Annotated in this window: 11 protein-coding genes; 9 read left to right on the top strand and 2 right to left on the bottom strand. The window is 60.3% G+C overall.

The genetic code is table 11. From position 1 onward, the window contains the following. Positions 1-9: 9 nt before the first annotated feature. The 4 genes from FEZ60_RS27360 (at position 10) to FEZ60_RS27345 (ending at position 4,323) form a co-directional block, all read left to right on the top strand. Complete coding sequence (locus FEZ60_RS27360; RefSeq protein ID WP_045065245.1) at positions 10-330, top strand: 2Fe-2S iron-sulfur cluster-binding protein; 321 nt, start codon at positions 10-12, stop codon at positions 328-330. 102 nt (positions 331-432) lie between these two features. Beyond that, the gene (locus tag FEZ60_RS27355; protein ID WP_106939752.1) at positions 433-1,917 is read left to right on the top strand and encodes an aldehyde dehydrogenase; all 1,485 of its coding nucleotides are present in this window, start codon (positions 433-435) and stop codon (positions 1,915-1,917) included. After that, positions 1,917-3,026, top strand: coding sequence for an NDMA-dependent alcohol dehydrogenase (locus FEZ60_RS27350; protein WP_045065241.1), 1,110 nt, complete (start codon positions 1,917-1,919; stop codon positions 3,024-3,026). The genes FEZ60_RS27355 and FEZ60_RS27350 overlap by 1 nt, the downstream gene beginning before the upstream one ends. Before the next feature lie 49 nt (positions 3,027-3,075). Then, positions 3,076-4,323 (top strand): MFS transporter, encoded by a 1,248-nt coding sequence (locus tag FEZ60_RS27345; RefSeq protein ID WP_045065239.1) that lies wholly within the window; start codon positions 3,076-3,078, stop codon positions 4,321-4,323. A 21-nt stretch (positions 4,324-4,344) separates the two neighbouring features. Here FEZ60_RS27345 and FEZ60_RS27340 read toward each other — a convergent pair whose 3' ends face one another. Together FEZ60_RS27340 and FEZ60_RS27335 are read right to left on the bottom strand one after the other, a co-directional pair. Continuing rightward, positions 4,345-5,328, bottom strand: a complete 984-nt coding sequence (locus FEZ60_RS27340) for a MarR family transcriptional regulator (protein ID WP_172937570.1) — start codon at positions 5,326-5,328, stop codon at positions 4,345-4,347. Between the two features lie 36 nt (positions 5,329-5,364). Next, positions 5,365-6,276: an alpha/beta hydrolase gene (locus tag FEZ60_RS27335; RefSeq protein WP_172937569.1), complete on the bottom strand. Its 912-nt coding sequence runs from the start codon at positions 6,274-6,276 to the stop codon at positions 5,365-5,367. Between the two features lie 242 nt (positions 6,277-6,518). Between FEZ60_RS27335 and FEZ60_RS27330 the strand changes: the two genes are divergently transcribed. The 5 genes from FEZ60_RS27330 (at position 6,519) to FEZ60_RS27310 (ending at position 12,911) form a co-directional block, all read left to right on the top strand. Continuing rightward, entirely contained in the window at positions 6,519-7,664 is a 1,146-nt protein-coding gene (locus tag FEZ60_RS27330; RefSeq protein ID WP_045066739.1) for an acyl-CoA dehydrogenase family protein, read from the top strand. Beyond that, complete coding sequence (locus FEZ60_RS27325; RefSeq protein WP_172937568.1) at positions 7,661-8,752, top strand: acyl-CoA dehydrogenase; 1,092 nt, start codon at positions 7,661-7,663, stop codon at positions 8,750-8,752. The genes FEZ60_RS27330 and FEZ60_RS27325 overlap by 4 nt, the downstream gene beginning before the upstream one ends. After that, on the top strand, positions 8,749-9,996 hold the full coding sequence (locus FEZ60_RS27320; RefSeq protein WP_172937567.1) for a CoA transferase: 1,248 nt from the start codon (positions 8,749-8,751) through the stop codon (positions 9,994-9,996). Before FEZ60_RS27325 ends, FEZ60_RS27320 begins: the two co-directional genes overlap by 4 nt. Before the next feature lie 131 nt (positions 9,997-10,127). Further along, a complete protein-coding gene (locus FEZ60_RS27315; RefSeq protein ID WP_308191086.1) occupies positions 10,128-10,865 on the top strand; it encodes a GntR family transcriptional regulator in 738 nt (245 codons plus the stop codon). 96 nt (positions 10,866-10,961) lie between these two features. Continuing rightward, entirely contained in the window at positions 10,962-12,911 is a 1,950-nt protein-coding gene (locus FEZ60_RS27310) for an NAD(P)/FAD-dependent oxidoreductase (RefSeq protein ID WP_172937565.1), read from the top strand. The last annotated feature ends 63 nt before the right edge of the window (positions 12,912-12,974 follow it).

Below are 12,974 nucleotides of genomic sequence, written 5' to 3'. Positions count from 1 at the left end.
GGGGCACACATGCCAAAGGTTTTCTACACGCAGGCGGACGGGTCGGAGAAGGTGATCGACGGTGTTGCCGGCGACTCCGTGATGCAGACCGCTGTAAGAAACGGAGTTAGTGGGATTGTCGGACAGTGCGGTGGGGTGCTCTCGTGCGCGACGTGCCACGTTTTCCTTGCCGAGTCGGACATGGACAAGTTTTCCGGGCCAAGTGAAGACGAGGACGACATGCTCGACTGCGCGGCTACGGACCGTGAGGAGACCTCGCGGCTGTCCTGTCAATTGACGCTGCAGGACGGTGTTGATCTGCATTGCACGATTCCCAAGCTTCAACTCTGATTTGTTTGAACATCTATCCGCCTCCCGTATGTGGGGAAGGCGGATAGATGCGTTGGGAAGCTGTTCTTTTGGATGAGTTGTTGTGGAGGCGAAGTAGTGATGATGTCTGATTATTCACGGGATGATTTGTTTATCGGCGGTCGTTGGCTTCCCCCGGCGTCTGGTGATTCACTGATGCTGCTCGAGGCGGCAACCGGAAAGCCTTTGGGGGCAGCGCCTTTGGGAGGCTTGGCGGATGTCGATTCGGCGGTGCAGGCAGCGCGAGCGGCTTTCGATTCGGGACCGTGGCCGCGTTTGACCCCCGTAGAGCGTGCACAGGTTCTGCGGCGCTTCGCGGAGGAGTTGTCGGTGCGCGGTGATGCCACGGCGGAGCTGATCAGTCGTGAGAACGGGTCGCCGATAGCAGTGTCGCGCGGGGCTAATATTGCTGTGCCGGTGAGGCTTTTGCACCAGTACGCCGATCTGATCGAATCCGGATGGTTGGAGGAGATCAGACCCAGTGGCCGTGGGGCGACAATTGTTCGGAAGGCACCGGTCGGTGTGGTGGCAGCTATTGTTCCGTGGAATTTTCCGCTGCTGATTGCCGTGGCAAAGATTGCCCCGGCGCTTGCCGCCGGGTGTTCGGTGGTGGTGAAGCCGTCGCCGGAGACGGCGCTGGATGCGTTTGTGCTGGCGGATGCTGCGGAGGCAGCGGGGTTGCCGCCGGGTGTGCTCAATGTTGTACCCGCAGATCGGGCAGTCAGTGCAGCCTTGGTGGCACATCCCGGTGTCGACAAGGTGTCGTTCACCGGTAGTACCGCTGCGGGGCGTCGGATCGGGGAGTCGTGTGGCCGGCTGGTGCGGCGGGTGACGCTCGAGCTGGGTGGTAAGTCGGCCTCGATCGTGTGTGAGGATGCCGATCTGGATGTCTTTGCGGCAAACCTGAACTCGACGTCGTTCATCAACAATGGGCAGGCATGTGTTCTGCATTCGCGTGTTCTGGCACCTCGATCGCGCTACGACGAGGTGGTGGAGGTGGTGGAACAGGCCGCTCGTTCGTTGGTTCTCGGCGATCCGTTGAATCCGGAGGTGACCTGTGGACCGATGGTGTCGAGTGCTCATCGAGATCGGGTGCTCGGCTATGTCGACGCGGCCAAGGCTTCGGGTGCCCGCGTGGTAACCGGCGGTGGACGCCCGAAGTCGCTTCCGGACGGATGGTTCGTAGAACCGACAGTTGTAGCGGACGTGGACAATTCGAGTGAATTAGCGCAGGAAGAGGTATTCGGCCCTGTTGTGGCGGTGATCCCGTACGACGGGGTGGAGCAGGCTGTTGCGTTGGCGAATGCCAGTGAATTCGGATTGGCGGGCTCGGTGTGGACTCGCGACGAACAGCGCGGGATCGATATTGCGCGTGGCGTCCGTACCGGCACGTTCGGGGTGAATTACTACCAGATGGATCTGGGTTCGCCGTTCGGTGGTTTCAAGTCCAGTGGCATCGGCCGCGAGTTCGGTCCTGAGGGTTTGGCGTCGTTTGTGGAGTATCAGTCGATTTACGTCAGTGCCGATCAGTTGGCGGGGTCGGCGCGAGAAGAGGGAGAGGTCGAATAGTGAAGACTCGTGCGGCGGTGTTGTGGGCTCCGGGAGAGCCGTGGTCGGTGGAGGAGATCGAGCTCGACGAGCCCAAAAACGGTGAGGTGCTGGTTAAGATGACGGCCACGGGGCTATGTCATTCCGACGAGCATATGCGTGACGGCACGAACGTTATGCAGTACCCGTTCATCGGCGGCCACGAAGGTTCAGGTGTGGTGGAGCGTATCGGTTCCGGCGTCACGGACCTGGCCCCAGGTGACCATGTGGTGTTCAGTTTCATTCCGGCGTGTGGGCGTTGTCGCGCGTGCGCGAGGGGGATGTCGAGCGTGTGCGACATGGGCGCGCATATCGGTGTCGGCACGCAGATCAGTGACGATACCTCGCGACATCACGTGCGGGGCAAGGATGCTCGCCTGATGTGCATCGTCGGGACGTTTTCCGAGTACACGGTGGTCAATCAGGCCTCATGCGTGAAGATCACCAATGACGTGCCATTGGACAAGGCGGCTTTGGTCGGGTGCGGTGTCACCACAGGGTGGGGTTCGTCGGTGTACGTGGGCAAGGTGACAGCCGGCGATACCGTCGTGGTTCTGGGCATGGGTGGTGTGGGATGTGGTGCCGTGCAGGGCGCGGCTCAGGCTGGTGCGCGTCATGTTGTTGTCGTCGACCCGTCCGAGTTCAAGCGATCGGAGGCGAAGCGCTTCGGTGCAACTCATACGGCGGCCGATATCGAAGAGGCGCAGTCACTTCTCGTTGACCTGACGTGGGGCGCGATGGCGGACGTCGTGGTGATCACGGTAGGCAAGATGTCGCGGGATCTGTTGGCTCCTGCGGTGAATATGTTGGGCAAAGGTGGTGTGTGTGTCCAGGTTTCGATCGGCGATCCGCTCGAGATGACAGTTGATCTGAGTTTGATCGGTCTGACGTCGATGCGGAAGTCGATTTCGGGATCGTGGTACGGCAATGCCAATCCGCGTTCGGATATTCCGCTACTGCTACGGATGTACATGGAGGGAAAGATCCTTCTCGACGAAATGGTCACCAAGACGTACGTGTTGGATGAGATCAACGAGGCGTTCGAGGACATGCGGGCGGCGTCGATTATTCGCGGAATGATCCTGTTCTGATTATGCACTCGGATGAGCGTTCGGCACCGAACAGTTCTGAGACAGTGCGATGACGGCTGTCGTCGACGGGATTCGGGGTCTGCAAGCGAGGACGTTTGCTTCGCTGTCGAATCCTAATTTTCGATTGTTCATGTCGGGGCAGTCGGTCTCGTTGACGGGCAATTGGATGCAGACGATTGCTCAGTCCTGGTTGGTTCTCGAGTTAACCGGTTCTGCGACGGCAATCGGCATCGTGTTGGCGTTGCAAACGATTCCGATGTTGCTGCTCGGACCGTACGGGGGAGTGATCGCCGATCGATTCGACAGGCGCACTTTGATGATCGGATTGCAGACGACGTTGGGATTGCTCGCCCTCGTCCTCGGAGTTCTGGTTGTCCTCGACGTCGTCGCTTTGTGGCACGTGTACGTGATTGCCGGTCTGTTCGGTTTGGTGCAGTGCTTCGAGAATCCGGCCAGGCAGGCATTTGTCGCGGAGTTGGTCGGTCACGGAGATCTTCGTAACGCGGTCAGCCTGAACTCGACTGTGGGCAGCGTGGCCAGGGCCGTGGGACCGGCGCTCGCCGGCGTGACGATTGCTGCGGGCGGATTGGGGATCTGTTTTCTGGTCAATGCCGTGGGGTACGGCGCCGTGGTCGTATCGCTTGCCCGATTGGATGTCTCGGCACTGGTCGCTGCGCCGGGTATCGGCCGGGTCAAGCGTCAGATGAGAGATGGTCTGGCCTATGTGCGGTCCGAGACGAAACTTCTGACGCCACTTCTGATGATGGCTTTGGTTGGATGTTTGACGTACGAATTTCACGTGGTTTTCCCGATTGTCGCCACGCAGACGTTCGGAGCCGACGCGCAGATGTACGGGTTCATGACGACGGCTATGGCGATCGGTGCTGTGATCGGCGGTTTGCTGATGGCTGCGTGGGGCAGGACGGGGGTCATGCCGTTGCTTACCAGCTGCGCGGTATTCGGGTTGGCTCTTGTAGTGGCCGCTGTTTCGCCGGCGCAATGGATTTTGCTGGCGGTGTTGGTGGCCGTCGGGATGTGCAGTGTTTCGTTTGCGGTGACAGTGAGTAGCTCTCTGCAGCTCGAAGCGGATCCGGCGATGCGAGGGCGGGTCATGTCTTTATGGTCGGCCGCGTTCATTGGGTCCTCGGCGGTCGGCGCGCCAATTGCGGGTTGGGTGTGTCAGGAGTGGGGAGGCAGAGCGGGACTACTGCTCGGTGCCTTTACCTGCTTTGCGGCAACGGTACTCGGGTCGGTGTTGTTCGTGCGTAACCGAGTGACGGCCGCACGAGTTCCCTGACCCGCTGTCGACCCCCGGTACTCAGCCGTATCGGACCGCCGTCATGTCGGCAGTACTCAGAACGTCGTCGAGGTAGTGATCGGTAAGCACTGCGTAGTGCTGCGCCAGGTCCTGGTCGATATCGGCGAATAGGTTCCGCAGGCTGTCGAGTCGAGAGGTTCGTATCCGGGCCAGTATGGACGCGCCACTTGCCGTCGTTTCGACAGGACGACTGCGTCGATCGCTTCCTCCGTCGGTTCGGAGGACCAGGTTTTCCGATTCCAGAAACGAAATAGTCCGGGACGCGGCGGCTTGATCGAGCGCGAGTCGCGAAACAACGTCCGATACGCTCGTCGGCCCGAACCACCCGATGTCTTGAAGAACGAAGTACTGGGAGGGACTGAGTGATACGCGCGCTTTGGCGAGGGCAGCATCGAAATCGGCTCGACCGATCAGATAGACAAAATCTGCGATCGCGCTCAAACACCTTGCTTCTACGGGGTTTCCGGCGATCTCCGATATCGCAATCCGGGTTCCGCTCTGCTCGGCGACATCCGGTTCCGTTCCAGCGGGAACGGGAAGCGTTCTCCGAACTCGGTCGACTGCGCACTCGATCCAGTCGGCAAACCCATTGACGTCGTCGTCCGCCCACGTGTCCAGGGGGCGTCGCATTTCCGTCAACCACGATCTCTGCCATCTGAGCACAACTTGCAATCCGTAGTCGGACAGGAAGTGCACGATGCGCCGGCCGTCGTCCGGTGCACGCTCTTTGATCACTAGTCCTGCTCGCACCAGGCGTGTCACCTGACGACTCGATTGTGTGATGTCGACCCGGAGAGTTGCGGCGAGCTCACTCCCTGTGAGCGGGCTGTTCGCGAGAATCTCCAGCGTCTCGATGCCTGAACGAGGAACGGCCACACCGGTAGCCGACTCGAAACGTCGCCGGCTTGCACTGCTGTGTGAGGAGAAGGCAAGAAGGTCGATGTATCGAAGCAGTGCGACAGGAAGGGATGGAGTACGTGACACCGAAGGAATCGTAGTCCGCTTCCCGCTCCGGGGGAGTCACCGAGTGCCGGCGAACCGTGCTGCGACGAGTCCGCCAACCTCCGACATGGCGATTCGAGCGCGTTTTACCGACTGCGTCTGCATGAAGAATCCGTGCGCTACGCCGGGGTAGCGAATGATTGCCGTGGGCACCCCTGCGTCTTGGAGTCGATGGCCGTAATCTTCCACCGCGTCACGCAGCGGATCGGCGTATCCCGATACGACGACCGCGGGCGGCAGGTCCGTGAGGTCGGATGCCAGTGCTGGGACACCGTACTCGTCGTCGCGGCTGGAATCCTCGCCGAGGTACAACGACTTCATCCAGTCGATGTCGGCCGTGCACAGGAACGGGCTGTCGCCGAACTCGCGCATCGAGGGCCGGTCCTGCCGACGCTCGAGGCCTGGGTAGATCAGGACTTGTTGTGCGATGTGAGGACCGTGCTCGTTCCTTGACCGAAGCGCTGTCGCGGCAGCCAGGCTCCCGCCGGCGCTGTCTCCGCCTACGCCGATACGGAGTGGATCGATGCCGAAACGATCGGCTTCGCTGTGGGCCCATGCAAGTGCTTCGTAGGCTTCGTCATTCGCGACGGGGTACCGATGTTCCGGTGCGAGCCGATAGTCGACGTTCAGGATCAACGCAGAGGTCGCGGCGGCGATCTCACGCGCGAGCAGATCGAAGGAATCGAGCGAACCCATGATCATGCCGCCGCCGTGGAACCAAACGAGTGCGGGCGCTCCCGTCTCAGGTGCCGTGAATGGAATGTATACGCGCACAGGTACTTCGCCGTGTATTCCAGTGAACGACGTCGTCTCGACGGTGCGCATGTCGGGTCCGGGGCCGCGCACAATCGACTCGAGTGCGCGCCGGGATTCCTCGACCCCTCTTTCGTGGGATCGAGGAACGTTGTTCCGCTTCATGGTCTCGGCCATCGCCGCGACCTCGGGGTCCAGTTGATGATTCGTCCGGCTCGATTTCGAGTGTGGTGTGGCGGACATGGTCATGATTTCTGTGAGCCTCCGTCGAGGAAATATCTACCGAGCATCGGGGGTGAAGTGTCACCCACGGTACACGGATCATCTAAAAAGAATCATAAATTGGATCCAATAACGTATGGTGAGTTCGACGGGTCTTCGACAGACCGGACGAGGAGGGTGCTGTGACCGCCACCGAGATGGCGCCAACTACTGGAAGTGCTGATTCGACGCATCGAGAATTGCGAAACGAAGTTCGCAAATTTCTCGCGGCCGAGATCAGCACCGGGACTTTCATCCCACAATGCGATAGTTGGATGGCTGGCTTCGACCCTGCTTTCAGTGCGCGAGTCGGAGAGCGAGGTTGGCTCGGCATGGTCGTGCCTACTGCCTATGGAGGGCATGGCCGCAGCCCCCTCGAGCGACTGGTCGTCGCCGAGGAGATGCTTGCGCACGGAGCGCCCGTTGCCGCCCATTGGATCGCGGACCGGCAAACGGCACCAAACCTGCTGAAGTTCGGCACCGAGGAGCAGAAGGAACGCTATCTTCCCGGAATTGCCTCCGGTACAACCTTTTTTGCCATCGGAATGAGCGAACCGGATGCCGGGTCCGACTTGGCATCCGTTCGAACCAAGGCCGTCGAGGACGGCGACAGCTGGCGTCTGACCGGAACGAAGGTATGGACCACCGGAGCGCATCTCGCGCACGCCATGATCGTTCTCGCCCGTACAGACACTGACGAGTCGGGCCGCCACGGGGGACTGTCTCAGTTCGTGGTGGACCTACCGAACCCGAACATCGAGATTCGCCCGATCCGGAGCATCGACGGAGCGGCGCATTTCAACGAAGTCATCTTCCACGATGCGAAGATTCCCGGCTCGGCGCTACTCGGGACACGGGCCGACGGCTGGGTGCAGGTAATGAGTGAACTCGCCTTCGAACGTTCGGGGCCGGAGCGGTATCTGAGCACGATGCCGTTGCTGCGGGCGTGGGCGGAAAGGCTACGAGCACAGGGAGCTACGCCAGAACAACGCGTGGCTTTGGGCATGCTCACGTCCCGAGCGTGGACATTGCGCAGGATGTCGTTGATCGTCGCCACGGAACTGGCGGCAGGACGGTCGCCCGACGTCATGGCTGCGATGGTCAAGGATCTGGGTTCGACTTTCGAGGGGGACCTCGTCGACGTCGTCCGGCGATCGAGTGCCGTGGCCGCGCGTCTGCACACCGAGGATCCGTTTGCGGAATTGCTTGCGCAGAGCCTGTTGCACACACCAGCGTTCACCCTTCGTGGCGGAACCAACGAAATCCTGCGCTCCATCATCGGACGCGGAATGGGGCTCAGATGAGTGAATATCGAGCGGATCTCATCGATGCCGCGAACGCGATGATCGACCGCGCCGGCCCAAGCCACGAGGTGCCCCTCCAGCATGCGGACGACGCAGTATGGCGTGCGTTGCATGACGCCGGTTTCACCACGCTGGGAGTGCCGGAAGAATCGGGTGGAAGCGGTGGAAGCCTTTCCGACGCGCTCGAAATCGTGAGTGTCCTCTCTCGTCGCGGTGCCGCAACACCGATCGTGGAGCACAGTGTGTTGGCCGCCTGGATTGCTGCCGAAGCCGGTTTGAGTCTTGGCGACGACATTGCAACGGTATCGACGAAGGGCGAAATCGCTGTGCGTGACGATGGCGCCGGCGGCCTGATTCTCGACGGTCGACTCGAGGCAGTCGTGTGGGGTGAACTGGCGCGAACTGTTGTTGTCGTGATCCCACGCGAGCCGACCTGCCATGTTGCGCTGGTATCCACGGACCACGCATCGGTCACGGTGTTGCCCGGGACGGATACGACCGGAATTCCGGTGAACGACATAGTGCTCAGCGGAACGCCGGTTACCTGCCACGGCTGCGCCGAGAACGTAGTTCGAGACGATGTGATCCGACGCGGAGCGTTGGCGTACACGACTGCGTCGGCTGCGGCCGCACGCGCGGTCTGTGATGCGACCGTCCGATACGCCGGTGAACGAACTCAGTTCGGCCGACCCTTGGCGAAGTTCCAGGCTGTGCAACAGCGCCTGGCCCAGTTGGCAAGCGTTACGAAGGCTGTCGAGACAGCAGCAGCGACGGCGCGCGAATCAGTTGACGCCGACGCGCCGTCGTCGGCAGTGGACGTAGCTGCCGCGGCCAGCTTCGTGTTTGCATCGGCGCGTGAGATCGGAGCTGCCGGACACCAAATCCACGGTGCCATTGGATTTACCTCCGAACATGCGCTCGGTCGTTCGACCACATCGCTCTGGGCGTGGCGTGAGAGATGGGAATCAGAGGAGTACTGGGCCGATCAGGTGGCCTCTCGGGTGCTCGATCAGGGGTTTGATCTGTGGGACGTAGTTACCGGTTTCGAACCGGGTAGGGACATCGTGAAGGGAGAGATCAGCGCATGAGTGTGTTCACGTCGTCGAGCGAAGCCAATGCCGTCACACCACCCGTCGTGATCGACGGCCGAGCGGCGTGGCGGTCGACGGATCGTGACGGCGTCCTTTCCGGGTTGCGTGTTCTGGATCTGAGCCGCGTTCTGGCCGGACCGTACGCTGCTCAGATGCTTGCGGATCACGGCGCGGACGTGCTCAAGGTAGAGGCTCCCAGCGGGGACGAAACCCGGGGTTGGGGGCCACCGTTCGACGAGGACGGAATCAGTGCTTACTACGGCGGCATGAACCACAGTAAGGACAACATCTGCCTCGACCTGCGAACCGAACAGGGGCGTGAGGTACTCGGGCATCTCCTGAGAGCTGCCGACGTAGTGGTCGAGAACTTCAAGGCCGGGACGCTCGCTGCATGGGGATTCGACTACGAGTCCGTTCTCGCTCCGGCGAATCCAGGCATGATCTATTGCAGGATAACGGGATTCGGTGTCGATGGCCCGATGGGCGGCCTACCCGGTTACGACGCAGTACTGCAATCGTTCGGCGGATTGATGAGCGTTAACGGGTATCCAGAGGGCAATCCGCTTCGAGTTGGTGTTCCGATCGTCGACATCGTGGCAGCGAACTTGGCGTTCAGCGGAGTTCTGCTAGCCGTCCTCGATCGGACGAGGACCGGGAACGGGCAACTGGTCGACATTGCACTTCTCGACGCGGTGATCTCGATTCTTCATCCCCACGCCGCGAATTGGACGGTCAGTGGTGTTGTGCCCCAGCGGACCGGCGAGCTCCATCCGACAGTCGTGCCCTATCAGGTCTTTGCTACACGTGACGGTGATTTCTTCATCAGTGCAGCAAATGACAGGCAGTTCGCCTCGCTTGCAGCGGTTCTCGGTGTTCCCGAGATCGTTACGGATCCTCGCTTCGTTGCCAATCGTGACCGCCATAAACACCGCGAGGAGTTAATTGCGCTGATCGCGCCTCTGATCGAGACCTGGCGACGCGAGGAGTTGGGTGCCCGGCTCACCGAAGCTGGTGTTCCGTGCAGTCCGGTAAACACAGTGGCGCAGGCGCTGCAGTCACCTCAAGTGCGCCATCGTGAGCTATTTGTCGAACGTGACGGATACCGGGGAATCGGTGTTCCTATCTCGCTGGGCAATGCGAAGACGGCCGCTCAGACTCCGGCGGTGAAGTGCGGCGCTCACACCGTCGAGGTTCTGGCGGCCATGGGATACGACGCGGAGTCGATAGACACTCTCGCTTAGCGGCGGCGAGACGCGACCGAGAGGCAACGGCAGCAGACAGCGGTGATGCAACAATGGTGTATCCGAGATCGGTGCCGATCGCCACGCTGAGCATCGGAACCGTCGAGAAAAATGTCCTAGAGGAGAAATTCGTGTCCCCCAGATCGAAAGCGCGCCAGCTCGAGACCGAGTCGTCGTCGACCGGCGGAGTAGTAGCTCAGGGGCGATCGGTCTCGGAGCAGGCAGCATCTCGGGTCGTTGCGGAGATCGAGCGAATGATCATCACCGGGGAACTGCTGCCGGGACAACAGATTCGGCAGGAAACCATGGCAGAACGCCTGGGCGTCAGCCGACTGCCTATCCGGGAAGGACTGCGGCAACTCACCTCGGAGGGCCTTGTCCGGCACGTACACAATGTCGGGTACGCCGTAGCGCGGCTGGAAAAGTCGGAGTTCGATCAGATCTACCTCATGCGGGCTGCACTCGAGAAGGAAGTGCTTCTGTCTCTACCGGTTTTCGACGATGCGGCTCTGGCGGAAGTCAAAGATTTGGCCGTCGCAGTGGCTGCAGCGGCCGATTCGGAGGATTACCTACTGATGCGTATGCGAAATCGGGAGTTTCATTTCGCGATGTTCGATCGGTCGCCGCTGCAATTGATCGTTTCGGAATTGCGCCGATTGTGGACGCTGGCTATGCCCTATCACGCCGTGTACCTGTACGACCCTGAAGGGCGCGCTCGAGTGGTGCGCGAGCACGACGAAATGATCGCAGCGTTGTCTGTGGGTGACAACGAGCAACTTGTGAATCTGATGAATTTGCACCGACACGGTGGCGAAGCAAGTACCAGTCTGATGCTTCGCGCTGGTGGAGCGACGCGGCCGGCGCACTGACCTACCGTTCTGCCCCATTCGGTGGAATGGAGAGAACGGGTCCATCTGCATTTTGCTGGATCCAATTTCCTATACCAATAACGATAGAGAAGGCATATGAACGAATCGACCGACCAAGCTGCTGTGGAAACATTCGACCAGGAACCTGTTGCGCTTGACCGTGAGACTCTCGCCAGGAACCTGCAGGATGCGGATCCGGCGATCCTGCTGTTATGCGCCGCACACGCGACCGGTGATCTGACACTTCTCGATCGATACGCGTCGTCGATCAGCCGTCGGCCGGGAGAGGGGCGCAATGCGCTGCCTGTGGTCACGATGGAAGCTGGTGCTCGTGCATCGGTAACGGATCTTCTACTAGGAGCGCTCGGCGCTGCGCCGAGCGTCCCGGAACTGCTTGTCGGAGACCTCGACGTGTTCGCACGCATGGTCGAGATCGCAGTGGGCGAGAAAGTGTCGCCCGAATTTCTGCCTCTGCTGTTGGAACAGAGCGGCTTTGTTCCGTCGCAATCGGTTGTACCGCGAACCAAGTCTCCGAAGCCGGGCATGCGAATCGCTGTCCTCGGTGCGGGCATGGCCGGTATCGCTGCGGGAATCATGGCGGAGCGCTTCGGCTACGAATACGAGATTTTCGAACAGAGCAACGACATCGGGGGCACATGGCGAATGAACACGTACCCCGGAGTGGCTGTGGATACTCCCAGTCTGTACTACTCGTATTCGTTCGATCTGAATGCAGACTGGACTCGGTACTACCCCGTGGGCAACGAGTACCAGCAGTATCTGCGACGGGTCGTGGAATCGCACGGCATCAAGGAGCACATCAGTTTCGACACCGAGGTCACCGGACTTCGATGGATCGAACGAGATTCGGAGTGGGAGTTATCGATTCGTGCCGTCGACGGCACGATGCAAACCTCGCGGGCGACCATCGTCATCACTGCTTTCGGATTCTTGAACCGCCCGAAGTTTCCGGAGGTCTCCGGAATCGAAGACTTCGAGGGCATCTCCATGCACACTGCCCAGTGGAAAGATGCAGATCTCCAAGGCAAGCGAGTCGCAGTAATCGGTGCGGGAGCTACCGCGGTGCAGGTGGTAGGAGAGATCGCAGACTCCGTTTCCGATCTGACTCTCTTTCAAAGGCAACCACACTGGGTGATGCCGGGTGCTCCGGGTTCGGGCGTCGTGCCGGACACCGAGCGCTGGCTCCTCGCGCGGTTGCCGTTCTACAACCAGTGGTTTCGACTCAAGACCTATTGGGGTCTGAGCGACAACCTGTACGACAACATTCGTGCAGATCCGGAGTGGGCGAAGAACAACGTGTCTATTTCGGCCGCGAACGATCGAGTGATGCAAACAGGGCTTGCCTACCTGCACAGTATGTTTGCCGATCGGCCGGATCTTCTGGCCGAGCTCACCCCCGATTACGCGCCGGCCGGCAAGCGGTTGATCCGGGATCCCGGCAATTTCTATGCCTCGCTCAAACTTCCGCACGTTGGCCTGACGAGTGAGCGCATCGAGAAGATTGTTCCGAGTGGGGTGGTTACTGCCGACGGCCGGACACATGAAGTGGATGTCATCATTTACGCCACGGGTTTCACTCTCGATTTTCTGTCTCCGATGGATATCGTCGGGCGTGAGGGTCGTGTTCTGAATGACGAGTGGCGGGGCGATGATCCGTTCGCTTACCTTGGCGGTACAGTCCCAGGCTTCCCGAACCTTTTCGTGACGTCGGCCCCGAATACCAGTCCCGGACACGGTGGTGGGCACAATTTTCCTACAGAATCCGTCCTGCACTACATCTTCGAATGCCTGCAGATCCTCGTGGAAAACGGCGGCAATTCCATCGAAGTGACTGCCGAGGCAGCCGTGGAGTACAACGCCAGAGTCGCAGCGCAACTGGAGAACACAGTGTGGACTATCGCGACCGGTGCGCACACCTACTACCGCAATCGGGCAGGTCGTGTGATCCTCCCAAGCCCTTGGCGCATGGTCGACTTCTGGACGATGTTGCGCGAGCCTGATCTGTCGGCGTTCACGATTCGTTGACGATGTGAGCTCTATGTCAAGGCAGGATTTCTTGCCACATTATTGGATCCAATAATTTGTCCA

Origin of the sequence: Rhodococcus sp. MS16, assembly GCF_013277795.1 — a bacterium.
GTDB classification, from domain to species: domain Bacteria; phylum Actinomycetota; class Actinomycetes; order Mycobacteriales; family Mycobacteriaceae; genus Rhodococcus_F; species Rhodococcus_F globerula.
This window is presented reverse-complemented; position numbering and strand designations above follow the sequence as displayed.

Coding starts and splice junctions, on each gene's coding strand:
- FEZ60_RS27360 (WP_045065245.1), top strand. CDS start 10: ATGCCAAAGGTTTTCTACACGCAGGCGGACGGGTCGGAGAAGGTGATC.
- FEZ60_RS27355 (WP_106939752.1), top strand. CDS start 433: ATGTCTGATTATTCACGGGATGATTTGTTTATCGGCGGTCGTTGGCTT.
- FEZ60_RS27345 (WP_045065239.1), top strand. CDS start 3,076: ATGACGGCTGTCGTCGACGGGATTCGGGGTCTGCAAGCGAGGACGTTT.
- FEZ60_RS27335 (WP_172937569.1), bottom strand. CDS start 6,276: ATGGCCGAGACCATGAAGCGGAACAACGTTCCTCGATCCCACGAAAGA.
- FEZ60_RS27330 (WP_045066739.1), top strand. CDS start 6,519: ATGGCGCCAACTACTGGAAGTGCTGATTCGACGCATCGAGAATTGCGA.
- FEZ60_RS27325 (WP_172937568.1), top strand. CDS start 7,661: ATGAGTGAATATCGAGCGGATCTCATCGATGCCGCGAACGCGATGATC.
- FEZ60_RS27320 (WP_172937567.1), top strand. CDS start 8,749: ATGAGTGTGTTCACGTCGTCGAGCGAAGCCAATGCCGTCACACCACCC.
- FEZ60_RS27310 (WP_172937565.1), top strand. CDS start 10,962: ATGAACGAATCGACCGACCAAGCTGCTGTGGAAACATTCGACCAGGAA.